This is a genomic window from Rhodococcus sp. KRD197, assembly GCF_017168235.1.
Lineage (GTDB): Bacteria > Actinomycetota > Actinomycetes > Mycobacteriales > Mycobacteriaceae > Rhodococcoides.
Map to the genome: position 1 here is coordinate 1,113,727 of NZ_JABFAO010000004.1, position 24,051 is coordinate 1,137,777.

Consider the following 24,051-nt stretch of genomic DNA (forward strand, 5'->3'; position numbering starts at 1 on the left):
CGTGTATGTCGGGCAAGTACAACAGACCCACGCCGACACGGACGAGCCGCTCTCAGCGGTTCTTCAGGAGCTGCTCGGCACACTGACGCTCGTGCTCCTCTCCTCATCGATGTCCGCCGTTCACGCAACGGCCACCGAAGTGCTCACCGAAGCCGCCACCGCCGACGTCGAGATCGCCGGGTTGGTGATCGCAGTTGGCCTCCTCGCTGCCGGGGCGATGCTCCGCATCCGCTCCGACCGGGCCGGAGCGACGATATTCGGCGCGCTCGGTTTCGCGTTCGCAGTGGTGGTGCTCGCCGTCGCAGTGCACAGCAACGGATGGCTGACCAAGGCCGACGCGCCTGTCGCGGCCTGGTTCGTCGATCACCGAACGCCCGCGCTCGATGATCTTGCCCTTGCCGTCACGACAGCGGGTGGCCCCGCCGAGACCGCCGCGTTGGGCCTCGTGGTCGCGGTGCTTCTGGTGTGGAGAACCACACGCTACGGCCCGGCACTGGTGATGCTGGCGACCGTCGGCTCGGCATCGATGCTGTGCACCATCGTGAAACTGATCGTCGGACGCGAGCGGCCGCCGCAGTCGATCCAGCTGATGCTCGAAACCGATTTCTCCTTCCCGTCGGGTCACGTCACCGGGACCGCTGCCCTGTCACTGATGCTCGCCCTCCTCGCAGGCACGCGGCGATCGAGGGCGGTACGGACACTGTTCCTCGGAATCGCCGTCGCGATCGTCGTTGCCGTTGCGTGCACACGGATGTATCTCGGCGTCCACTGGCTCACCGACGTTCTCGCCGGAGCGCTCCTCGCAGCCTGCGCAGTCACCCTCGGCGGCTACGCACTGCACCGGCTCGACACCGGCGGCGGCGCCACCGATGCGACGCCACCTCGCCTGCTGATGAACAGGATCTCGCTGTGACGTCGGGATTGACCGGCGGCGTCCTGGACCCGAGCACCCTCGTCGCGACATTCGGGTTGATCGGGCTGCTCGTCGCGTTGTTCGTCGAGACGGGTCTGCTGATCGGGTTCTTTCTCCCCGGCGACTCTCTGCTCTTCACCGCAGGAGTGCTCGTGGCGCAGGTCGATCCGTTCGTTCCATTGTGGGTGATCCTGGTGTCCGCGCCGATTGCAGCCGTACTCGGCGATCAATGTGGCTACATGATCGGCCGCGCCGCCGGCCCTGCTGTCTTCGATCGACCCGGTGCCAAACGGCTCGGCCCCACACAGCTCGCCCGCGCGCAGTCGTTCTTCGACACCTACGGTGCCCGCACTGTCGTACTCGCAAGGTTCGTGCCCGTCGTCCGGACACTCGCACCCGTCATGGCCGGCGCGTCGGGCATGAGATACCGAACGTTCCTCGTCTACAACATCATCGGAGGGATCGTCTGGGGTGCCGGCGTACCGACGCTCGGCTACCTACTCGGCGGAATCCCGTTCGTGCGCAACCACATCGAGATCATTCTCATCGGGGTCGTCGTCCTGTCGATACTCCCGATCGCCGTCAACTACCTGCGCTCGCGTTCCAAAGCAACAACACCCCGACCCGGGCACCGCCCCGACCCTTTGCCGCCGTAGCCGCCCTGGCTGCGGGTGACCACGCCCCCGGCCGATTTGGCTGCGCGGGCCGCGCCCATGACGGCGGCGCTGGTTCCGCCGCTCATGGCGGCCATGCCCAGGGCTGCTCCACCTGCGGCCATGCCGGCCAATGCCATCGGGCTACCGGAGGAGGCGCTCGAGACGTTCAGCACCCGCAGCAGGGCCGGAAGTGCCACTGCCGCAACGGTGAGCAGAATCAGGCCTTGAAGCTTGGTGACGTCGGAGCTGGGGTCTGCGGCCCAGAACGCGGTGGCCATGATCGCGGCCGACGCGGGCTTGAAGAGGATGAACGCGATTGCCCAGTTGCGCATCTTTTCGTAGGACTGCGAACCCATCTCTGTTCCCGATGCTGCGGCGGCGACGGGCAGGACACCGACGATGACCATCAGGAACGCCATGCGGACCACCAGCAGCACGACCTGGACCAGTGCGCCGAGCATTCCGAACAGGGCGATCAGCAGAACCCAGCCCGGTCCCCAGGTCGAGGTGTCGTCGATCATCATCGCTTGGACTTTGGTGCCGAGGTCGTTGCCGCCCGATTCGCTGAGCAACCACAAGCTGATGCCGTCCGAGACCTGGATGGCCAGGCCGATGGCCACACCGAACAGCGACATCGAGGTGATCGTCCGGACGAAGGTACGCACGAGATCCATTGCCGCGGCGTTCTCGTTTCCGGACTGTGCCAGGGCGACGCGGATGCAGGCGACGAAGATCGAAATGACCAGTACCGCACCCTGAATGGGGAGCATGTACGTCTGGAGGACCGTGAGGTAGTTCGCGTCCGACAATGCCGGTGAGGGTGTGGTGAACCACCAGTTGATCATCGTGCCCCAGCCGTCGGCGACGCCGGCGATGAGAGATTTGACGTTCTTACCGAACGCGGAGTCCCACATCTTCTGCAGCGCATCGCCGGGATGAGAGACGACGTTGGCGAGCTTGCAGACCTGTTCCGACGGGTTGGCGAAGATCTTGCGCAGTGCGCCCGAGACGCTGGCCCACGATCCGGTGTCCTGCGTCATCGATTCGCATTGTTGGTCGAACCCGAACGTTCCTTCTCCTGGTGCGCCGTTGCCGATTTCGGGCAATGCGGGTGCCTGGGGTGCTTCGGTGGGGCCACCTTCGGGGACGGCGTAGGTCACCGTGGGGCACGTCTGCGTCGATTGTCCGCCGCCCAGTGGAACCGTGATGCAGGTCAGCTCGCGTTGGACCATCGTGTACCCGGCGGGCAACGGCTTGGGTGTCGTACCTCCGAGACCGCCGAGGGTGATCGATCCTGCGGGAAGGTTGTTCGCCTTCAGATCGTCCGCGCCGACGAGTTCGTAGCCCTGCGGTGCGGCCGGAATCGCAGGGCTGGTGGTCTCCTGCGCGGATGCCGGTTGAGCCAACGCGCCTATCAGGGACGCGGCGGCGATGAGTACGACCAGCGCGGCGAGGACAGCGTGGACGATTCGTCCGGCGCGTAGCCGCATCGTCACCATGGGGTCCACCCGCTCAGAGAGGTCGCGGTGCCGGAGAGGTCACCGAGTTGCTCGGGGAAGGTCAGCTTCCAGTCGCCGTCGACCCAGGTGGCCGTCAATCTGGTGGTCAACCACTGGGCGGTGCCGTTGTCCGCTTTCTGTGCGGGACTGGCGGTTTCGATGACGGCGAGATCGGGGGCGTAGTCGAGGATCCGGAACGCGTCGGACTTGGTCTGGTAGCTCAGGGCAGCGTCGGTGGCACCGCGATGGAACGGGCCTTCGGCGTCGAGCTGCGCGTACAGCTCGCTGCGTTGTGCCGCGGTCATGATGGTCTGGTTGTTGTAGATCCCGCGTGCGGTCTCGTTGTTCGCCGACCCCAGGCGCAGTGCGATCTGCACGGCCGCCAGGGCGGCCCCTTGTGGAGTGTGGGCGAATCCGGTGGCGGTTAGGCCTTTCACGGTGGACGGGCCGTCCGAGGTGGAGAACGGGACGATCGCTCCGTCGTTGACCTTCTGCCAGCTCACTCCCGCGGGAGCGGGCACCGGTACGGCCGGGTTGTAGGGGCCGTAGTCGACCGGTGACTGCGGCAGTGCCCACCCGCCGGGCCATTTCGGGACGTCGACCCGGCGGCCGAGACGGTCGACGGTCGGGGTTGCCAGCCCCTGCATCGCGCCGTCGGTGTTCGGGACGGCCGTGGGTCCGGTGGTGGGAGGCGCGGTGACCGTCGGTAGAGGCGTCTGGGCAGCTGGCGACTCGTCGTCGGAGTCGCCGCTGAATCGAAGGACGACCGCGACGACGGCGCAGATCACGATGATCGCCACGACGAGCATCGCTGCGCCGGTCAGTACGGGGTTGCGCTCTTTGGTGGGCTTGTCGGCTCCGGGGGTTCCGGTACTCATGATGCCGCCGCGAGCTCGGTGAAACCGGCGGTGTCGGTGAGTGTTTCGGGCTCGGGGATGTCGTCGGGTGCAGGCAGCAATAGCTTCCAGTCCTCTCCCGACCAGACCAGGGTGTGGGTGGTGGCCATGAGCGCACCGTCGGGGCGCTCGACCGCCAGTCGAACCACAGCCCGGGTGTCGGTGAAGTCGGTGATCTCGAAGCCCTCGAGGTGTGCTTCGGTTCCCTCCGGTGCCGGATCGGTGATGGAGACCTGTGCGCGGTTGACGGCGTAGGTGTCGCGGCCGACGCCGGGTGCTGCGACCGCATTGACCACGTCGGGCCAGGAGTTGTCCGGTGCCAGTCGCAGTCTGGTGATTCCTTGTGCTGCAGCCAATACCGCGCCCTGAGGCGTCGGGGTGTAGCCGGTTGCGATGTCGCCGGCCACCTCACGCGGACCGTCCGTGCTCGAGGTCGGCAGGGAGGCACCCCGCCAGCTCTGCCACTGCACGTCGGCAGGCGCGGCCGAGGTATCGACGGCGGCTGCGCTCGTCGAGGTTGTCGTGGTGTCGGATGTGGGTTCGGCGGATCCGCATCCGGACAAGGCCAGGACCACGGATGCAGTTGCGACGGCGATGAGGTGGCGTTTCATATGAAGGGTCTCCGATTCGGATTGCGTTATGAGAGAGCGAAGCCCGCGAGTGCGCCCGCCGAGCTGGCGGCGATCGCGGCGGCACAGATCCACAGGATTTTGCGCACGGTCCGGGTGAGGGGTGTCGAGGTGGCGAAGTGCCACCACAACACGCCGCCCGCGACGATCAGTGATGTCACCAGCACGGCTCCGACGATCCACATCCCGTAGCCGAGGAGCTGGTCGAGCGGTTCGGTGACTTCGGGTGGTAGTGGTTGCGAGGGCGGTGCCGGTTGAGAGAGCACCGTTGCTCTCATGTCATCACCCAGGTGATCCACGACGCTGCGAGCGACATGATCAACGCGCCGATCAGAGCGCCGATGACGATTTTGATGCCTTTACCGGCCATCGCCCCGTTGCCGGCCGCGTGGTCGAACCACATCACGCCGCCGCCGACGATGACTCCCAGGACAGCGCCGCCGGTGAGGATCCAGAGGACGACGCCGACCATGCGCCAGATTCGGTCCCCGCCCGGTGGCACGACGGCATCCGGTTGCGGGACGGCGAGGATGGTGGTGTGGAGTGCGTCGATTGTGTTGATCAGCATGGTGTTTCGCTCTCTTATGGGTTGGTGTGGAGGATCGAGATGATGGTGGTGCGGATGGCGTCGGCGACATCGGCGACCTCGCGCGGTACGGCTTGGTCGGGCGGTTCTCGTCTGCGGCCGGTGGCGACGGGATCTCCGGGTGTCCAGAACGGCAGCTCGTCGGGTGTCAGTTCGTTCCAGGTGTCGATCCAGGGGATGCGCCAGTGGTGGTCGTCGACGAGCCCGGCAACCACTTCGAGGCGTTGGCGCAGCTCGCTTTTGAGTCGGCTCGGTGATGCTGCGACGGTGACGAGCCCGACCAGAGTGGTTGCGCCGCCGTAACCGGACAGATGTTGGGTGAGCAGGTCGTGAGCTCGGGTGATTCCCCATGCGGATTCACGGGCGACCACCACGACGAAGGGTGATTCCTGCTCGAAGCCGGCCGGGAACGCGCCCATCGCGTCGCCGGCGATCGACCATGATGCGGTCAGCATCGAGACCCCGGCTCCTCCGTGGCCGCCGACGAGCCACCACGAGGGCACAGCCCGGTCGGTGGGTGCGTAGACCGGCTCGGGCCAGATGTCGATGCGGCGGTGTGGCGGCGGCGGGGTGATCAATCCGTGTGGTCGTCCCGGCTCGCGGGGGTCGTCTGCGGATGCCCACGCTGTGGCGTTCACAGTGTCGGCCCCTGTGCTTGGTTTCGGTTCTGCCATCCGGCGGCGAAGTCGGTGGCCACCAGTTGCGCGAGATCGCGATACGCCGAGCGTGTCGCCGGGAGCAGTCGATCCCAGTGAATTTCCGCGCCCTCGTCCAGATGCGGATCGAACGGGATGGTCACCACTGCGCGGACGCGGTCGCCGAAGTATTCCTGTAGCTGGTGGTCGGTCAACGGTGTCTTCGAGCTGCTCGACATCCGGGAGACGACGATCACGCACCGCTGCACCAGGTGCGAGTAGTGATGGGCGTCCAACCAATCGAGCAGCGCGTTGGTTCTGGTGACCGCCGAGACGTCGAGCTTGGTGGGCGCGATCAGCGAGTCGGTCAGATCGAGTACTCCCGCCATCGCGGGGTGGGTGATGCCGGTGCCGCAATCGGATAGCAGCACCTGGAAGTGGTCCTGGAGGATCTCGATCACGCGCCGGTAGTCGTTCTCGCTCAGCGCTTCCGAACGCTCCGGATCGTCGTGTGAGGCGAGAACTTGCAGACCGGTCTCGGCTTCGAGGGTGTGTTCGCGTACGTCCGCGTAGCGATCGGTACGTGGGGCGGCGAGCAGGTCGTAGATCGTCGGTGGATGCTCGGTGCGGGGCGCGATCGCTGCGATGCGTTCGGCGAGGACACCGGCATCGGGGTTGGCGTCTATGGCCAACACCCGATCGGTGCGCACGTCCGCGAAGGCGTGGCCGAGCACGACCGAGACGGTCGACTTTCCGACCCCGCCCTTGAGTCCTGCCACGGTGATCTTGTGGTCGGTGCGTACCGGGGCGGCGATCTGCGCGTCGAGCGCGCGTGCGCGCTTGTCCGCGGGTGATTCACCGGCGTTGATCGTGCGCAGAGACAACGCGTAGAGGGCGCGTCGCCATCCCGATGCAGGAGCGGCTCGGACACCGTCGATCTCCAACGCGGACGCCGTCGGGGGGCGCGGCGGCTGCGTTCTGTCGCCGCGCCCCAACATCACCACCGCGGTGGTGTTGCGGTCCAGATCGATTTGCCCGAACGCCGGTCGTGGGCCGACCGGTGTGGACGTCGTGTCGACGTCGTCGATGTCGGGACTCGTCCGATCGGCCATCAGGCCGTCTTTCCAGTCGGTGCTCATCGGGTGGTCCTTACCGGGTTGGACATCAGTTGGACGGGGTCAGCCACGAGGAGTCGTCGGGAGCGGCAGCGGGGGCCTGCATCGGGAACGCATCGCCTGCCGGGGCCGCCGAGGTGGTCGCAGTGCCCGTGCCCCCGGCGTCGGTAGCCGGCTGCGGGGTATAGGTCGGAGTCGCCAGCGTCGACGAGGACTCGGCCCAGGGGTCGAAGGCGGTGGCGGTCGTCGACGGCTGTGCGCCGACCTGGAACTGCAGACCGGGAAGGCCTTGGTAGGAGCCCTGCCCGTCGACGGGAACGGTGCGGGCGAAGGCGTCCGTGTCCGCTGCGGGGGCGGTCGATCCGGTCTCGAGGTCCTTGACCAGCGCGGTGATCCAGTCCGATGCGAAGCTCAGCCAGGTTCCGCCCGACGGTGTGACCGCATCACGTTGGTAGGACTCGTGATTGGCGCGCACCGCCCAGTACTTGACGTCGGTGGCCATCTTGATCAGGCCCTTGTTGTCGGTCAGTTCGTTCTGCACGATCTTCGACACGGCCGTGGTGGTCTTGTCGGTGATGTTCGCCGGAACCAGCTGCAGGGCAGCCTCCGTCGCCTTGGCCCCGAGCAGAGCCAGTGCTGCCGGCGGATTGGTCAGGCCGACAGTGGCCAGCTGCGCGATGTTGTCCATGGTGAGGACCTTCTTGGCGAACGTGACCGCGGTGTTGATTCCGATTCCGAGGACTTTGTCGATCGCGGCGAAAGCATCGACCTGGTGTGTCGGGTTGGAGGCATCGGCGGCGCGGTTGCTCAGGGAATCTCCCGGCCGGTAGTCCAGGCCGCGGGTGGTGCCGTCGCTGCTGGTGATGTCGTTGTTGACGACGTCGACGCCCATCTTGAGCGCGGTGGTGCCCATGACCTGCGCGGCCGACCACAGGACCCCGATGGGGTCTTGGGTGTTGAGGTTCATCTGGCCGCTGACGTTGGTCACCAGACGGGCCAGCGGGGCGTCGGCGGGTGTGTCGCAGGCGATGTCGCCGCTCGCGCATGCCGATGCGACTCGGCCGGTCAGGGACCCGAAGGAGGCAGGGGTCTGTGCGGCGAGAGGTGCGATTCCGCCGCCGTCGGATGGCGGTGTGGGCAGCGTTTCGAGCTTGATCACTTCTGCGCCGCGAGTGCCGGGAGCGGGTGCGGGGTGTTCCTGGGAGGGCGCGCCGGGGAAGATGCCGTCGCCCTGCTTGCGGGTGGGATCGGAGTAGAGCATTCCCATCGCGACCCGTGCGGGCGGGATCGGGCCTTGGCCTGCGCCGATCAGCCGCAGTACCTCCGAGGCAGCTCCCGCTCCCTGCGAGTACCCCAGCAGCCCGAATTTGGTGTTCGGGCAGCGGGCGGCTTCGTCGGCGATGATCTTCGAGGCGTTCTCGACTCCTCGCGCGGCCGAGTCCTTGTAGGGGGTTCCGGTGAAGCCGTAGTCGGCCGGGTACGGCACGTAGGTGCGGTCGAACTTGTCCGAGGTGGTTCCCCCGAACTCGGCCAGGACCGGAAGGATCGCCGCCGACAGCGTGCCCGAGTCCTGCTTCGGCATGGACCCTTCGGTGGACTCGGTGGTGCCCTGAAAGACGACGACGTGCAGCAGCGCGCACGGGGCAGTGCTGGAATCAGCTGCGGCGGAGGTGGTGTCGGGAGGTGTAGTGGTCGGTTGCGCTGCAGCTTGGGTGCCGGCGCTGACCGTGATCGCGGCGGACCCCAGTACGGCCATGGCGGCGTAGGTGAATCGGTTGGCCTTCATCAGTTCTCCGTTTCGGTGATGTCGACGATCGAGGTGATGAGGGTCCGATCACCGTCGGTTCGTGTTCGTACGATCTGGGTCCACGTCACCGGTTCAGCGCCCGGGACGGCATGGGTGAGGTAGACGGTGTATTCGTCGGGGCCTCTCGGGGTGATGCGCAGGCAGTGCGTGGTCTCGGACGGGAAGGTGTCGATTCCGGCGCTCTGCAACAGTTCTGGGCTGCCGACTGCGGCGTCGGGGGTGGTGAACGCACGCGCTGCGGCTCCGCTGCGCTTGACGTAGTAGGCGTAGTCGAAGCCGAGGATCGCGTCCGGGCCCGAACCGAATCCGCCCGGTCCGGCACCGGTGACGACGCCACCGGTCCTGGACTCGACACAGGGTGGCGGCGAGGCCAGTGCCGGGGTGGTGGTGGACGAGGGAGCTGCGGTGGTTGGCGCTGGTGCTGCCGGTGTTGTGAGCATCGACGACATCCCGGCCGCGAACGACGCATCGTTCGCGGAGTCATCGGACAGAGCCAATGTCACGGCACCGATGGCCGCCCCTGCCACCAGGCTGGCCGCTGCGAGGGAGCCCCAGATCGCCAGTCGAGAACGCCGTCCGCGCTTGTTCTGTGGGATCGGCCGCGGTACCGGTTTCGGCACCGGCTTCGGTGAGAGACCTGCGACCGCAGCCTCTCGGCTGGTGTGTGCCGGTGGGGCCGCGGTCGCCGGCCGAGCAGCGGCGGCAGGGGTACGCGGGTGAGGCGTGCTCGGTGTGTCGGTCAGTGTGGCTCGCTCCCACGGTTTGCTTCCTGGACGGGAGGTGCCGGGACTGCGATCAGACAGCGATGCCATGGCTGCTGCTCACTCCTTCTGGTCGACGAAATGCTGGTACACCGAGCACGCCTGCTCCTCTAGACGGGCTGGCTTGTGGTCAGGGCCTGCCACGCCGCATTGGCCTGCTCGAGGGCCGGTCCTGCAGCGGCGACTGCCTCCGCGACGGCGGGCTGTTCGACCACGGTCGAGGCGAAGCCCTCTACCGCGGTAGCGGCTGGTGCAACCCACGTGCCTGCGTCGCTGACGGCCTTTTCGACGACCGGGGCAGCATTCTGAAGGGCGGTGCTCGCCTGAGCGACCAGCTCCGGTCCCGCCTCCGTCGCCAGTGGTGCCGGGGTCACCGGAACCGGGCTGGTAGCCGGCGCTGCGGGTGCCGCATCGACTGCGGGGGCAGGAGCGGGTGCAGGCTCCTCGATCGTCGCTGCTTCGCCGCCGGCGGCCGCGCCGCCGATCAGAGCACCGGCTGCAGCGCCGACCGCGGTGGTCGCCGCGACGATCGGTGCCGACACCGCCGCTCCGACACCGGCTCCAGCGAGTGCCGCTGCGCCGGGGACGAAGACGTAGCCGACCGGGCCGGCCCAGACGATCGCCGGAGTCAGGACGGGGGTTGCGGCCACGCCGAGTCCGGCACCGACGGCCGCGCCGCCGGCGGTGATCGCTGCGCCGGGGACAAGTCCGACACCGAGTCCGACCAGGCCACCCGTCACGGCACCGGCAGCGGTACCGGCGGCGATACGGTCAGCTCGCGGGGCGGTCGCAAGGCCGTTGTCTACGAGGAGGTTTCCGCCGTCTGCCTGGATGGCCTGGAAGGTGTTCGAGACCTGGCGGGCGAAGACACGGTCGACGCCGTCGGGGATTCGATACGGGGTCGCGCCGATCAGGACGGAGTCGTCATCGACCTCGATCGGCACGATCGTCGGCCGCTTGACCGTCGGCACCGGCACCGGCGCTGGTGCCGGTACCGGTGCGGGAGCGACGGTCTCGGGGCTATCGCTGATGCCGGGGCCCTGGATCGGTGCCGGGCTGCTCTCGTAGACGACCGGTTCGGAGTAGTAGGTGGTGTCGTAGGAGGGCCGCTGTCGACCTGCGTTGTAGTCGTCGACGGTGCGCGTCTCGGAGTAGTCGTAGATCGGGCTGTAGCCGGCGATGTACGAGTCCTCGGGAGCGGGCGGGGCGGGTGCCGGAGCCGGCTGGGTCACACCAGGCTGCTGGCCCGGCGCAACGGACACACCCGGCTGACCCGGTGCAGCCTGAGCGACACCGGCGCACGCGATGCACAATGCAATGGGGATGGCGCATGCAGCGGCGATCCGCGTCGAGGTACGCCGATGCCGACCTCCACTGCCAGTCGATCTGAACATTTCTTCACCTTTCATTGACGAACACGAGCGTTGGGTTTACAGCGGGTCGATCCTGGGTGGTAGTCCGGACCATCCGGGCGTGGTGTCGATTGGTTGTCAACCAATCATGTTGAATAGCAATGTCATTCAGCTATCAGTGGATGATGCTCCATCGAAAGACGGGTGGGGTGCAGGTGATGCCGAAGGTTTGCGGGTCCGATCACCCACACCACCACTCGCTTTCGGCATCAGGAGGCGAACTGCGATGAGAGGGAGTTCAGGAAGAGAATCCACTGAAGGAAGAACGGCACCTGTCTAATCCTTTCTCTGAGAGGGGGTTACGGGATTCTGGTGATGTCCCGGCGGGGCCGCGCAGCACCGAACATGATGAAATGCGCTTACTGCGCGACCCTCGCGCCGGTCCATCGGTCGAGCTACAGGGCGTCGGGGAGCTCCTGTAGCTCACGACTGGGTGTCAGAGATGACCCCAGTCGAGATTGAGGGCCAGATCAGGCCGCATCGCCGAAGTTGAGAGGGCAGGCGCGGAACATGGTCGTCGAACCGTCCACGGGTACACGGAACGTCGGATCACCGTCGGTCCACTCGCCCATGAGATCGCCAGTCTCTTCGCACAGAAGAGCGTGAGTGGAATGCGGTGCGGAGCCAAGAGAGCACACGGCGAGACCGAGAACCCGGTCGTTCACTGCGCCGCACCGGCTCTGCTGCTTACGCACGGACACCACGGGTGTTTCGAGGATGGTTGAGTTGCTCGACAGCACAGTTGCGCTCCGTTTCCGGGGCGCTCTCCTAGGCGACGTCCGATAGGCTGTAAATGCCCATGTGGACGCGACTAAGTCGCACCCCTGTCTGCTGGGTCGGCCCTCGTGGATGCGCTTTGCGGACGCCAATCAGCTACGCGCACCACGGGGGTTCTTCTTTGGTCGGGTCGTGTGCTAAACCTTACTTGGAGCGTCCGGTTTAAACAACCCGTGGTAACCAATCTGTTTAATCACTGCATCATGTGCTACCAGGAATAGGCGGGTGACATTGTGAGTCACCGTGGAGTACCAGCGATGAAGCGCCGCCTCCGCGGCTTCGATCCGAGCCGCCTGCGGGACGCCCGAGCCAGGGCGCGACTCAGTGGCGCGGAGGTTGCCAGGCGAAGCGGCATCGGTGCATCGACCTACTCCCAGTGGGAGCAAGGGAAAGCCGATCCGGGCATTGCTGCGCTGTCGCGCTGCCTCGCAGTGCTGAATACTGCTGTGACTGACGTGGTGATCGTCGATCCGAGCGAGGAACACCTCGGAGACTTGCGAGTAGCTCGAGGCCTCACCCAGGGCGACCTCGCTGGACGAGTCAAGGTAAGCCCCCAGCACATCGGCGCACTCGAACGCGGACATGTAAAGCTGTCCGATGCGATGGCTCAGAAAATCGCGAGTGCTCTTGGTTTCGAGGTGTCGCGCGTGGTGGCCTCCTTTGATCGAGTTAGGAATCGACCGCCGGACGTCTTGCCCTGACGATCGCCTTCGATAGCTGGCCTTCATGTCGCATGCAGTGCAGTCCAGTGGCAGCTGAACGGGATCGACCTCGTCTGTAACGAGCCGGCCACCTTCCGGCTGCGAGACGTTCCGCAGCTGGAGTCTTGTCGATCCACGAAACACGACGCCCGATCGGAGCGCGTCACCTTTCGTCATCACGCGTGGAACACTATGGCCCCCCTGAGCGATGGGCAAGTAGAAGTCAATTTCGAATAAGTCACACCGCGCTGACCTGCCAATTTAGGCCAACTGCGTTTCTTTACCCCCAGTCGATTATTGACCACATATTGACCTCGACCCTAGGATGGTTCAGTGACGCAAACGGGACACCCTCTCTGGTTTGCCACCTGCGTCAGCTCTCGCAGAAGGCAGCGGAACCTCACGATCGTTGGGTTGCGCGATGCCGGCGGCCCAACAAAACCCGTCGTGTTGATGGCAGAGCGCGGAGAGCTTAGTAACCCGCGGCCGAGTACCTTGCGAAAGTTCGATACAGGACTGAGTTGGAAACCGGGAAGCGCGGCGAATGTCTATTGGGAACGCGCCCAGCCAGTTGTTCTAGGCCGAGCACCGTACAAATCCGGCACGGGCAATATTGCCGTCGGGCTCGACCCTCTAACTAAACTGCTCGCTGCTCAGAGGGACATTCACGGGAAAGTCGCCGGCCTGGAAAACCGCACATCAAGTCTGGATGACTTGAGGACGGCCCTTGGCCAGCTCGATGTTGCAGTTTCGGCCATCGCCGGGTCCTTCGTCACCGAGACGCTGGAACGCAACCACGGGCAGCACAACAAGGCAATCGATTCCGCCATTGCGGCGCTACTGGAGCTTCCTGTCAGTGAGGACGATCCGGAGCGCGAGGAAAAACTGTATCGGCGTTGGCTTTACGGCAATGCCATAGACATAGACCAACCAACAGCCAAGCGATTTTCACGCCGGCTGAAAGACAGTCGAACCCGCTGACAAAGAACGGAAATGGATATGTCGAAGACGACCCCACCTCTCCACCTGAGAATCAACAAACTGTTCGAGGCAACTCACACGGCAGACGACCCGGAACTCAGCAATGCCGCGGTCGCCGAAGCGGTTTCTAGCTCCCTGGAACGGCTGGTTCGCGACACGGAAATTGCGGCGTTACGTGCCGAGTCCGGTCTGCGATTCGTCGACAGCGACCTCGTCCAAGCTCTCGCCGCCTACTTCGAGGCTCCGACATCCTTTCTCGCGAACAAGTGGGACGCGGTTGCGGAGAGCTACGACCGCGAGCTGTCGGTACTGATCCATCTCCGTGAATCTGGGGTCCAGCTGCTCGCGATGCGTGACGGAGGCGAAATGAGCGCCGACGACCTCATGAACATCCTTCAACAGCTCCCTGAGCAGCAAGAACGCAGAGAAACTGATGCAGGCGGTACCAGGAGTAACGTGTAGCGGCGTTCGTTGTTTTCAAGTAACAAAGGTCGGAGGGAGTCGGGACCCGTGAGCCAGGAGAGTCAAATTCGTTCGGCTGTACGGCGTATTGCAGAGAACATGCCGTCAGACGAGCCGTGGTCGCGTCGTAGATTTATCGACCTTGTCGCGGAAGAGCGCAACCGGCCGATTGTTCTATGGCCAGTTGAGTCGGCACTCCTGAGCCGTGTAGGCCTGACCGGGACGCTTTGCGGCTTATGGGTTGCACGCAAGCAAGACGACTTCATCGTGTACGGGTCGGACGTGGCTGAGTATCAAGCGGATCAGGTGATCAGTCATGAGGTCGGGCATATGGTGCTATCTCATACTGGACTGCCTGAATCGCAGCACAGCAAGGCGATGCTCAGGGTGTTGTTGCCGCACATACCGGAGCGGACGATCGAAATTGCGCTGGGCCGCGACAGCTTCGAGGACGACCAGGAGGTCGCTGCCGAGTCCTTCGCAGACCGCATCATGGTTGAGGCAATGGTCAACCGGAATCGCCGCCAGTCGCCCCTGCGATCAACATTCTTCAGAGCGAAATGACGTCCCCCGTCCCGGCCTGGATCTCGTGGCCAATCATCGTACTAATGGCACTGACTTTGGTAGTGCGCGTCGCTTGGCTGAACTCGTCGTTCATCGATCGGCTCACTACGCGCTCGCTGATCATCGGATGGTTCGGCTTGGTTCTTCGAGAACGAGCGGTTCAGGATGCGATCAGGCACCTGCCCAAACCGCTCGGCGACGTCGCACTATTCCAGCAGCTGACCTTCTGTTGCATTGTCATGATCGTGATGGCTATCTACGGCATGTCCCGATTGTGGATCGGGGCTGACCCTTTCACTGTATGGAAGCGGCAACGGGTCTACGACGCGATCGGTCTGGCGCTCAGCGCTGTCATCTTGGTAGCCGGCACACCATCACGGAAGGCCGGTGAGCTGGTCGATCAGTACTTGGGGTGGCCAGCGGTTGTCTTGTGGACCGCCTTCTACGCCCCCATCCTGTATGTCGCTGTCGCTGTCATGCGGATCTTTCTCCGAGAAGCCCGGCACCCCGATACCGCAGTGCGGGAGAAGGCCCTCTACAGCTTGGCGATAGTGATTGCGCTCGGGCTCGCGGTCGTTGGTGTAAGCACCCCGATTCTCACGCTCCAAGAGGTCCTGACAGGTTCTGGGTCGGCTGACCCTGAGATGCATGTGAAGGCCCTGACTTACTTCCTCGCGGTTGCTGGATCGTTAATCATGGGTGCGGTTCCGGTTGCGGCAGTACTGCGGGCGAAGCTAGGGCAGGATCGAATCAGTAAGAATCTGAAAGAGATTGAGCTTCTTTGGCGCGACATGACAGATCTGTTTCCGGAGGTCAGACGGCCTGAGGCGAGACCAGAAACAGACAGTTTCGATGAAGCGGACCGTGACGAGGAGCTCCCCGACGCCGCGAGGAAACTACACCGCAGAATTATTGAGATTCACGATGCTGCACGCCGACTCAGCAAATGGAACGCAAGCCCATCTAACGACACACCTTCGACGGAACTCAAGGCCGAGAGGATCGCCGCCGAGCTCGAAAAGGCTTATGTCGCCAAGGCGTCGGGGCAAACACCCCCCGAACGCTACGACCTTTTGATGTTGCTGGCGCAGCGATCGGGGGCCTACGACCTCACCGCGACGAGCGATGAACTGGTCCACGTGGCAAGGGCTTGGCGCAAACTACGCCAACAGCAGACAGTACGGCCCTAACGGGCGTCTCTAGTGCTTGAACCAGCTCGCCTCATTCGCCTCGGTTTTAGCGCTCCAGGCCGCGTGGATCCCTGGCGACAAAGAGCGCTACGTTCCCCACCATGTTGACCTCTACCTGCTTGAATCGGATGTCGAGCGCTTTTTCCAAGCCCGGCAGATCGTCGTGCCAATTTCCGAACGCACCGATCTTGTTGTACGCCGTCATCAGTGCCTTGCCGAATAGGGTGTACCGCTGGTCAACTCCGATCACGGTCGATCCGAACAGCACTCCCTGAGGCTTCAGCAGGGCAGCGAGGTTATCGAACGCCGCATCTTTGGTCGACCAATCGCCTGGTAGGCAGTGCAACACATAGTTGATCGAAATTGAGTCGAACTTTCCGATGGTGTCGTCGAACGGTTCGAGCACATCGTGCTCGATCGACGTTGTGGGGATATGAAGTCGAGATGATGTGTGCTGGAGTGAATTCGGACTGAGATCAGTGAGTGTGAGATCAACGTCCTGGGGTAGCTGCGCGTTGGCGAGTAGCCAGCCTGAGCCGGGGCCGACCTCAAGGTGTCGCTGCCCGATGCGTCCGTTATACAGGTCAAGGAAATTCTGTCGGTTGCAGCGCCAGGCGTAGCTGTTCGATAGTCGCATGACCCAGAGGTCGTACACATTCAAGAACAGATTGCTGCTGTATGGAGCCGCCCCTGCTTGGGTCGAGTCAGATGTCATCGAGCCGATGTTCCTTTCGGAGTGTGTGAGCCATTCCCCCGCGTGGCTACCACGCGGTCTAAGAGTCTGCCTCATCTGTTTGCTTGTTCGCTTAGGCGGATCGGCCCAGGAGTTGAGCCGGAGTGCTACGGCTAGCGCTCTTCCATCGGGCCACTGGGGCGCACGTGAATTGCTCTTGCAAGCCGATGCCCGAATCTTGTTACAGCTTCACGGCGTGTCAAACCGCCGCTGGGCGCAATCTGTTACAGAATCCGGGGATGGATTGGCGTCCGGGAAAGGTGTCAGCGATGGCCATGCAGAGCAAGGGGTCGAGGCGTATGTACGCAACTCGCATCCCTGTGGAGGTTGGTGACCTGATCGAACGGCGAGCACTTGAGGCGGGCTGCACGTCTACGTCGCAGTACCTTGCGGATCTGCTCGCAGTGGTTCACGGACGCCCCGACCTGGTACGCGAACTGAATCAAGAGGTGATGCCACTAACCGCATAGCAAGGACAAAATGAGGCGGGTTTGAGGACGGTTAGCCTCTGCCCCCATTTGCACATCAAGTGCAGACCGAAAAAATCGAGCCCCCGACTGGCAGGTCGAGGGCCCGAGGTGAAACGGAGAGCCAATCTTCGTTCCGGTACTGCATTCCCCTGGAAGGGACAGACTATTGCTGGTCTTGTCTCAGGGTACCTCGCGCCCTGATGAAGGTTCAAGAACTGATGCTCGTGTCGGGTCGACGATGTCGACGCCCGACCACATTTGGAGACGACTGTCTCCATTAATGACCGCGCGTCGGTCCATGCGGGTGTGGAGTGCCGCTAGCGGCAAGTTCGATACCTCGCGGAGTCTGACGAAGCACCTACCGTCCGTGCCGGCCGCGCTGCCGATCTATGCGCGCGGCCGCACGAGCCTGCTAGCGCTGGACTTCGACGCAAAACACCACACGCCAGAGCAAGTCGACGTTGATGTCGAACGTGCCTTGGGATGGCTCCACGAATGCGGCGCGCGCACCGTCACCGACCGCTCTACGAGCGGTGGCCGCCACGTCCTGGTGCCCATGGCCACCGACATCCCTCTGCGCGTCGACGACATTAAAATTGTGATGCAGCTGCTCACTGCCCGCCTGGTCACCCTGGACGCCACTCCGATGCTCAACGCGGAGTGGGGATGCATCACTCCCCCTGGCTCACCCTGCCGAGAGGGTGGCTACCGACTCCTCGACGGCACTCTCGACGACGCGATCGACGCCTTCACCGTCCGGTCCGATCGCGGCGTCGTCGCGCGCCTGATCGCTCTGCTGGGCGGTGCAACCACTCCTCGGCATCGAACTCCCACTGCGGCTGTCGCCGCCTCCCTGACCCAGGACGAGCGCGTCGTCGGTATCGGACGCGATCGACGCCTGGACCCGCGTTACCACCGCAACACCCCCGTGCCAGAGGCCGTCGAGACGTACGCGGCCACCGGCAAGTTCACCAGAGCCCACAAAGCCCTCTGGGAATCCCCGTCGGAAGCACGCCAGTCCGTCATCAGCCACGCAGTCCTTCGTGGTGCCAGCGCTGCGGACATCGAGAAAGCGATCGCCACCACGAAGTGGTCCGGTCTACGTCGCGCCTACATCGACAAGTACGGAACCCATTCGGCCGCAGCGCTGCAACGAGACGTGGACAAGGCCCTGAGCTGGGCGGCGACGATCGTGCGGCCATTCCACGAACTCACGCACAAGAACAGATACACAGGGGGGGATGGTTCTTTCCTGAAAGATCGAGTTCGTAGACAGTGGCTTGCGCAGGCGAAGCTGTGGATCGACGCAGAATTTCTCGGTACCCGCCAACGACCGGTCTTACTCGCAGTAGTCCAGGCCCTCGCATACACGTCCGCTTTGGCCGGCGAATTGGTCGAGGGAGTCCCGGTAGTCGCAGTTGGCGGTCGAAGCCTCTCGCACGCAGCGGGACTGATGTCGGAATCGACCGTGTGGAGTGCGCTGAGATTGCTCCGAGAGACCCCAGGCTCTCCCCTGCTGCTGGTTGCACGCGGTGCAGGTCGAGAGGCGGATCGCTACGCCTTGACCACAGCAGCGACGACGAACGGGCCTAGACGGTCGCATATCGACCGAGCACGGGTTGAACCGATACACCCGGCCTGGAGTGTGTTGGGCCTTCGCGGCCGAGCACTGTACGAGCTGGTCGAGGCCGGGCTCGCCACCGACGTCGACGACGCATTCGCTGCCGCCAAGCTCAGGCCTTCCAACGGATACGCAATCCTCGCGGATCTGATGACCGCTGGGCTCATCGAACGGGATAGCGCAAAGCTGACCCTAGGACGCCGCACGCTGGACGACGTAGCGGCCGCTCACGGACTCGGAACCATCGCGGCCGACCGTATCGTTCGTCACCGAGCTGAAAGGCTTCTGTGGCAGGTCTGGCTTGAGCGACGTTTCGAGCCGCAAACGGGGCTCACTGCCAACGTGGGCGCAAAAAGCAGCTGGTTGCCAGCGATGTATCCCGCTCCCCCACTCGGCGACGACGCCGAGGAGCTCTGGGCAGCCAGGATGTCAGCGGGCCCACCCAGAAGAGACCCGGAACTGGAAGCGATCGAGCTTGTTAGCGACCAACTAGGTGCCGTGATCGTGCCAGGGTGAACGCCGTACGTCGGAGGTAGATCCGACGCATTTGAGGCGTCTCACCAGGGCGCATACAACGAGATTCGAGATAGCGAGCCTCCCGATACCATCTGCCTATGGGCTATTACCGAGACGCTACGGAAGAAGAAATCGCACGCGGAGAAGCTACGAGCTGGAGCTTGCGCACTCCTGACGACGCCAAGGATCTGCCCATAGACGAGCGCTTCCGCCGAACAAGCGAGGCGGACATGCGATACGACCACAAAGTGTGGGTGTCTGAGCCGAGCGACGATTGGCTAACAGCCGTGCAACTGGTCAGTGAGAACGGGTACAGACCCGAAGCGCTCACACGCCTCTTCGGCCCCGCGACTAATGGCCCGGATGGGATACGAGGCTGGCTGGCAGTGCACGTCGACCACATCGAAGAAACCGTGATCAATCGGGCTGTCGAGTTGCTCAAAACGAGTTTGTTCAATTCCCGCCTCGAAGATCTGTTCCCGGTTGTCGCCGGCCCCGAAGACTGGCCATCAGAAGCAGAGGCCGCGGACATGATCGCCGGCCTCGCAGCAAGCAACGAGAACTCTGACGGTGAGGTTGGCGTGTGAATGACCCATTCAAACGCGTCGCGGAGCTCAATGCGGTTGGCCGTAGTGGCGGAAGAGCGGGGGCACGAGGATCCGGTTATGCCGAAGTGCGAAGGTGGGGTCGCGTGTCATGCCCCCGGTTGTTGTTCTAGTTGGTTCGGGCGTCCCGGACCCAATGACCAGCAACTTCATGGTTGCGATGTGGCTGCATTAGTTCATGCAAGCATTAATTAAATAATGCTTGCATGAACTAATGCGTTCTGTCTTTAGATCTTGCACTCACGCACTCACTCACGCAGGCATGCGTTAGATAGTTAGTTATCGAGTGAGTGACTGAACGCGTGAGTTACGTAACTAGTGAGTGAACGAACGCGTGAGTGAGTGAGTGAGTGAGTGAGTGAGTGAGTGAGTTAGTTAGTGCTAGTATGAGTTCATGAAGGTAATCATGGTGTATAGCGAGGCCGGGGGCGTCACGAAGACCACCACAGCTGTATCGCTGGCGATGGTTTCGGCGGCGGCTGGAAATTCCACCACCTTGATAGATCTGGACCCCAGAGGTGCTGCCACCAAGTGGGTCGGCAGTTATCCAGACGAATCCTGGAAGCATGTGGGAGCGATCCTCGCGGACTCGAATCCGGAGGGGTGGGCTGATGACCTGGCAATTCCCACCGAGTGGTCCGAACGTCTGCGAATTCTTCCTTCAGCGCGGTCCCTCTCGAATCGCGAAAAGGACTACGAAGACCATGCAGAGCTACGCCTCGCCGTGGCATTAGAGGGACACTCCTCGAATGTCGTAGTCATCGACTGCCCAAACCGGCAGGGCGGTCTTCTGACCCAGAACGCGCTGGCTGCTTCCACGCTTGTTGTCTACGCGGCCACGGCCAATCAAGACGGACTCGACGGGGTCGAGGGGGCGCGAGAGAGTGTCCAAAAGTTCCGAGCAAGCCGCGAGAAGATCGGGGCGGCGGTCAATCTCCATGAAGCAGGGATTGTCGTCGGAGCTGTGAAGGACACGGTGATGACGAAGGTGTCTACCAAGGCGCTTGAGCTTCTACATGAAACAGGACTTCAGCTCAGCCCCATCATCCCGAACCGGACGATAGTTGACCAGTCGCGAATGACAGGGGAGTGGTACGGCAAGTTCGACAAGGGTTCCCCTGTACTTGCCGCTTACCAGCAGGTATTTTCAAAAATCATTAATTAATGCATGCGTTCACGCATTCGTGAAAGGTAGCGACAGTGAGTAGCGAACCCGACCTGAGCATCCCACGCAGAGGGCCCCGTCCCGCCGCCGATGAAGCCGTTGACTCCGCTGAGGTCGCACGGGCAACGAAGATCCCGCCCCGACCGGTGGGGCGACCCCGCCGTCAGAGGGCCGAACCAGTCATTCAATTCTCGACGCGTTTGGGTATGAGCTACCGAGAAGCCATCGACTCGGTCATGGATGAAACCGGCGACACCATCCGCGAAATCATCGAGCACGCTCTCCTAGAGACCTACCCAGGCCACTTCAAGCAAAAGTCGTCGAAGCAGCGGTAAGACGGCGAGCTGAAACGCCCAGGCCTGTCTACCACCTGCAGGGCCCCGGCAGTGCTGACACACCACCGGGGCCATCGGCCACAGACAACCAAGGAGCTGTGACCTATGAACCACCGTAACTCGCAAGCCGCCATCGAAGACCCTGGGAGCCCCTCTGAGGCACCTTCGGTCGAAATACACCCCGCTGTCATCGTGTGGGCGCTCGTAATCGGGCTTATAGTCGCTTTCGCGGTCACAGCATCAAGCTTCGCTCTCAGCTTCGTGACGCTTTATGACCTGGCAGCTATGGCAGGCGCGCGCGACTTGGCGTGGGTGATCCCCGTAGTGCTGGACGGCCCGATCCTCGCGGCCGGCATCTTCCGAATCGCGCTGTCTCAGCACTCCGACCGGCGAACCATCCTTGGTCGAAGATTCATTATCGCGGTCTTTGCCCTTACCGGCCTGGCCAGCATGGCGGGAAACGCGTACCACGCAGTGTTAACGGTGACAGATCTCGATGCCTCGGTTGCAGGGGCGATCGGAGCGCTTGCTCCCCTCATGGTGATGACGATGAGCGAGATGATCTCCATCGTCATCAGCGCGCCTCGGCTCCGCGCCTCGGGCCCACCCAACACCACCGCCCCCGATGTCGAGGTGCCGCCTAAGGCCGAGAGCGCGCAGACCAACGAAGCGACAGCCCAGCTCATCACTCTCTTCGACGAGCGTGGTGGCCTTGATGACGCTGTCTGGCTAACCGCCCACATGTATCAGAACCATCCAGACACTCAAGGCAACTTCGCCGCCGTCAGTAGGCACTTAGGCGTAACGGCTACGGCCGTGTCAAAGCGCTACGACAAGTGGGCGACGCTGATGAATGCGGTGACCGCAGCGAAAGCAGCGGAAGCCGAAGCTCGAAACTCGACGGACCGCAACCAGGATCGCCTCAAACGCGACGCGGCGGTTGATCCTTTAGTTTCCAGCCCAAGTTCCGATACTGCGACTCCCGAGTATGCGGAGGCGACACGGTGACACAGCAACGAGCCCCCGCGCCGCTGTGATCACCGCGCGGACGCCGATGAGTTTGCCGACCGCGGATACGCCGGCGCATCGATCAATAACATCATCGCCAACTCATTCATCGAGCGAGCAAAACCACTTCCGCAGGACCCGTCCTTCGTAGAGGCAGAGTTTCGGTTGCGCTCACCAATCACCCCCGAGTGACCGATCTGAAAAGGCGTCGGGCTCGCTGTGACCGAAACCCGGCTCAGCAGCTTCCTGCGGGTTTGGGTGTGCGTTTTGACCATCGTCATAACGGACGATCGAGAACGGCCTTCCAGGGCCGAGTCACGTTGTCAGTTTCAGAAGACGGCTGCACTCTTTGCAGGCGTTTCGAGGGTGAGTGCACGTGTCTTCTGACATTCTGATGTCAGAAGTGCGGTGCACGGTCGCATGTTCGGCTCTCGGTGACAGGGAGGCCTGTGATGGACCCCGACAATCTCCACGTCGTGGAGACCGGTGTGCTGACAGCGTCGGGGGAGCGGTGGTCCCAGGCCGAGACCCGTTTCGCTGTCCTGGCTCCCTTGCTGGAGATGCATCCGGTGCGTTCAGAAGCGGTCGATGATGCGGCCGAACGACTGGGATTGTCGCGGCGGCGGGTCTATGCGTTGCTTGGCAAACTCAGGGACGAAACGGGTACGGTCACCGACCTTCTGACGAAGGTCTCGCCGGGTGGGCGTGGCCGCAGCCGTATATCCGCTGACGTCGAAGACGTGATCGGCGATCATCTCACCCGCTATTTTCTTCACCGCCAGAAGCTCAGTGTCGCTGTGCTGCATCGACGTATCGCGTTGGCGTGTCATCGCGCGGGTCTGCCTGTGCCGGCCAGAAATACCGTCACCGCGCGTATCGCCGCGCTCCATCCGGCATCGGTGGCCAGGTCACGCGGAGGACCCGATGCCGCCCGCCCGCGTCAGTCCGCCGGCGACGATCCACCGACAGTTGCGGGGGTTCTGGATCAGGTCCAGATCGACCACACCGTCGTCGATGTGATGGTCGTCGACGAGTACGAGCGGCAACCGATCGGTCGCCCCTACCTGACGATCGCCATCGATGTCCTCAGCCGTTCCGTACTCGGGTTCGTCGTCACTCTGGAGCCGCCGTCGTCGATATCGGTCGGGTTGTGCCTGGGCCGCGTGTGCTGCGAGAAGCAGACATGGCTGGAGGCATGCGAGCTCGCGGAGCAGGTGCAGTGGCCGATGGCAGGTAAACCGAAACAGTTGTATCTCGACAACGCCTCCGAGTTCAAAAGCGAAGCGCTGCGCCGTGGATGCGCCCAGCACGCCATCACACTCGAATACCGTCCTCCGGGCCGACCGCACTACGGCGGGATCGTCGAACGCATCATCGGAACGGCGATGACGGCGGTGCACGAGCTGCCTGGGACCACCTTCTCGAACCCAGCGGACCGAGGAAGTTACGACTCGGACAAGCATGCGGCATTGACATTGCGTGAGTTGGAGCGCTGGCTGGTCCTGGCCATAGCCTCGTACCACGCGAGCGTTCACACAGGGATCGGGAACACTCCGGCCGCAGTGTGGGCCGGCGGGGTCGCCGCAGCTGGTCATGCCCCTCGTGTGGTGCTCGGCGAAACCGCGTTCCTGGTGGACTTTCTTCCCGTCATCCGGCGACGTCTGACGCGCACGGGCTTCGTTCTCGATCACGTGCACTACTTCTCGAACGCGCTCAAACCGTGGGTTGCGCGGCGAGAGGATCTGGGGCGGTTCGTGATAAGACGTGACCCACGCGATCTGAGCAGAATCTGGGTCCTCGAACCAGACGGTGCCGGCTATGTCGAGGTGCCGTACCGGACGATGTCACATCCCGCGGTGACACTGTGGGAGCACAGAGCTGCTATCGCCCGTCTCCGCGAACAAGGTCGGTCGAACGTCGATGAGAGCGCACTGTTTTCGATGATCGAGCAGATGCGCGAGGTCACCGACCGCTCGCAGAAAGCCACCCGCAAAGCCCGGCGCAACCGTGCCCG

At 63.4% G+C, this 24,051-nt stretch carries 23 protein-coding genes; 12 read left to right on the forward strand and 11 right to left on the reverse strand.

Going from position 1 to position 24,051, the window contains the following annotated elements; all coding sequences use genetic code 11:
- Position 1: 1 nt before the first annotated feature.
- Both J1M86_RS26845 and J1M86_RS11565 read left to right on the forward strand, forming a co-directional pair.
- Complete coding sequence (locus tag J1M86_RS26845; protein WP_206509913.1) at positions 2–913, forward strand: phosphatase PAP2 family protein; 912 nt, start codon at positions 2–4, stop codon at positions 911–913.
- Positions 910–1,569: a DedA family protein gene (locus tag J1M86_RS11565; protein ID WP_307786612.1), complete on the forward strand. Its 660-nt coding sequence runs from the start codon at positions 910–912 to the stop codon at positions 1,567–1,569. The genes J1M86_RS26845 and J1M86_RS11565 overlap by 4 nt, the downstream gene beginning before the upstream one ends.
- Here the strand turns inward: J1M86_RS11565 and J1M86_RS11570 are convergent.
- Genes J1M86_RS11570 through J1M86_RS11615 form a run of 10 tightly spaced genes read right to left on the reverse strand, consistent with a single transcriptional unit; the run spans position 1,500 to position 10,891 of the window.
- Complete coding sequence (locus J1M86_RS11570) at positions 1,500–3,068, reverse strand: hypothetical protein (RefSeq protein ID WP_206509914.1); 1,569 nt, start codon at positions 3,066–3,068, stop codon at positions 1,500–1,502. The genes J1M86_RS11565 and J1M86_RS11570 overlap by 70 nt on opposite strands.
- A complete protein-coding gene (locus J1M86_RS11575) occupies positions 3,062–3,946 on the reverse strand; it encodes a hypothetical protein (protein ID WP_075839053.1) in 885 nt (294 codons plus the stop codon). Before J1M86_RS11575 ends, J1M86_RS11570 begins: the two co-directional genes overlap by 7 nt.
- The gene (locus J1M86_RS11580) at positions 3,943–4,575 is read right to left on the reverse strand and encodes a hypothetical protein (protein WP_206509915.1); all 633 of its coding nucleotides are present in this window, start codon (positions 4,573–4,575) and stop codon (positions 3,943–3,945) included. The genes J1M86_RS11575 and J1M86_RS11580 overlap by 4 nt, the downstream gene beginning before the upstream one ends.
- 26 nt (positions 4,576–4,601) lie before the next feature.
- Positions 4,602–4,871 carry a hypothetical protein gene (locus J1M86_RS11585; RefSeq protein WP_206509916.1) on the reverse strand — a complete coding sequence of 90 codons (270 nt, stop codon included), beginning with the start codon at positions 4,869–4,871 and terminating at the stop codon, positions 4,602–4,604.
- Positions 4,868–5,161, reverse strand: a complete 294-nt coding sequence (locus tag J1M86_RS11590; RefSeq protein ID WP_241259766.1) for a hypothetical protein — start codon at positions 5,159–5,161, stop codon at positions 4,868–4,870. The genes J1M86_RS11585 and J1M86_RS11590 overlap by 4 nt, the downstream gene beginning before the upstream one ends.
- 14 nt (positions 5,162–5,175) lie before the next feature.
- Positions 5,176–5,817 carry a hypothetical protein gene (locus J1M86_RS11595; RefSeq protein ID WP_206509917.1) on the reverse strand — a complete coding sequence of 214 codons (642 nt, stop codon included), beginning with the start codon at positions 5,815–5,817 and terminating at the stop codon, positions 5,176–5,178.
- A complete protein-coding gene (locus J1M86_RS11600; RefSeq protein WP_206509918.1) occupies positions 5,814–6,953 on the reverse strand; it encodes a MinD/ParA family protein in 1,140 nt (379 codons plus the stop codon). The genes J1M86_RS11595 and J1M86_RS11600 overlap by 4 nt, the downstream gene beginning before the upstream one ends.
- A gap of 25 nt (positions 6,954–6,978) precedes the next feature.
- Positions 6,979–8,715, reverse strand: a complete 1,737-nt coding sequence (locus J1M86_RS11605) for a cutinase family protein (RefSeq protein ID WP_206509919.1) — start codon at positions 8,713–8,715, stop codon at positions 6,979–6,981.
- Positions 8,715–9,548, reverse strand: a complete 834-nt coding sequence (locus J1M86_RS11610) for a hypothetical protein (RefSeq protein WP_206509920.1) — start codon at positions 9,546–9,548, stop codon at positions 8,715–8,717. Before J1M86_RS11610 ends, J1M86_RS11605 begins: the two co-directional genes overlap by 1 nt.
- A 59-nt stretch (positions 9,549–9,607) precedes the next feature.
- Entirely contained in the window at positions 9,608–10,891 is a 1,284-nt protein-coding gene (locus J1M86_RS11615; protein WP_206509921.1) for a hypothetical protein, read from the reverse strand.
- Between the two features lie 1,052 nt (positions 10,892–11,943).
- Between J1M86_RS11615 and J1M86_RS11620 the strand changes: the two genes are divergently transcribed.
- From J1M86_RS11620 to J1M86_RS11640, 5 genes are all read left to right on the forward strand, one after another.
- On the forward strand, positions 11,944–12,387 hold the full coding sequence (locus tag J1M86_RS11620) for a helix-turn-helix transcriptional regulator (RefSeq protein WP_032406423.1): 444 nt from the start codon (positions 11,944–11,946) through the stop codon (positions 12,385–12,387).
- A gap of 414 nt (positions 12,388–12,801) precedes the next feature.
- A complete protein-coding gene (locus J1M86_RS11625; RefSeq protein ID WP_206509922.1) occupies positions 12,802–13,368 on the forward strand; it encodes a hypothetical protein in 567 nt (188 codons plus the stop codon).
- A gap of 18 nt (positions 13,369–13,386) precedes the next feature.
- Positions 13,387–13,830, forward strand: a complete 444-nt coding sequence (locus J1M86_RS11630) for a hypothetical protein (protein WP_032406424.1) — start codon at positions 13,387–13,389, stop codon at positions 13,828–13,830.
- 48 nt (positions 13,831–13,878) lie between these two features.
- On the forward strand, positions 13,879–14,394 hold the full coding sequence (locus tag J1M86_RS11635) for a hypothetical protein (RefSeq protein ID WP_072692217.1): 516 nt from the start codon (positions 13,879–13,881) through the stop codon (positions 14,392–14,394).
- Positions 14,391–15,584: an MAB_1171c family putative transporter gene (locus J1M86_RS11640; RefSeq protein ID WP_075839075.1), complete on the forward strand. Its 1,194-nt coding sequence runs from the start codon at positions 14,391–14,393 to the stop codon at positions 15,582–15,584. Before J1M86_RS11635 ends, J1M86_RS11640 begins: the two co-directional genes overlap by 4 nt.
- Positions 15,585–15,630: 46 nt before the next feature.
- Here the strand turns inward: J1M86_RS11640 and J1M86_RS11645 are convergent, their stop codons facing one another.
- Positions 15,631–16,299 carry a class I SAM-dependent methyltransferase gene (locus tag J1M86_RS11645; RefSeq protein WP_075839076.1) on the reverse strand — a complete coding sequence of 223 codons (669 nt, stop codon included), beginning with the start codon at positions 16,297–16,299 and terminating at the stop codon, positions 15,631–15,633.
- A gap of 768 nt (positions 16,300–17,067) precedes the next feature.
- Here J1M86_RS11645 and J1M86_RS11650 point away from each other — a divergent pair.
- From J1M86_RS11650 to J1M86_RS11670, 5 genes are all read left to right on the forward strand, one after another.
- Positions 17,068–18,924: a hypothetical protein gene (locus tag J1M86_RS11650; protein WP_206509924.1), complete on the forward strand. Its 1,857-nt coding sequence runs from the start codon at positions 17,068–17,070 to the stop codon at positions 18,922–18,924.
- A gap of 230 nt (positions 18,925–19,154) precedes the next feature.
- Entirely contained in the window at positions 19,155–19,511 is a 357-nt protein-coding gene (locus tag J1M86_RS11655) for a hypothetical protein (RefSeq protein WP_206509925.1), read from the forward strand.
- A 412-nt stretch (positions 19,512–19,923) separates the two neighbouring features.
- Complete coding sequence (locus tag J1M86_RS11660) at positions 19,924–20,694, forward strand: ParA family protein (RefSeq protein WP_075839080.1); 771 nt, start codon at positions 19,924–19,926, stop codon at positions 20,692–20,694.
- Between the two features lie 440 nt (positions 20,695–21,134).
- Positions 21,135–22,037: a DUF2637 domain-containing protein gene (locus J1M86_RS11665; RefSeq protein WP_075839081.1), complete on the forward strand. Its 903-nt coding sequence runs from the start codon at positions 21,135–21,137 to the stop codon at positions 22,035–22,037.
- 452 nt (positions 22,038–22,489) lie between these two features.
- A partial coding sequence (locus J1M86_RS11670) for a Mu transposase C-terminal domain-containing protein (protein ID WP_206510060.1) occupies positions 22,490–24,051 on the forward strand: 1,562 nt, incomplete at its 3' end.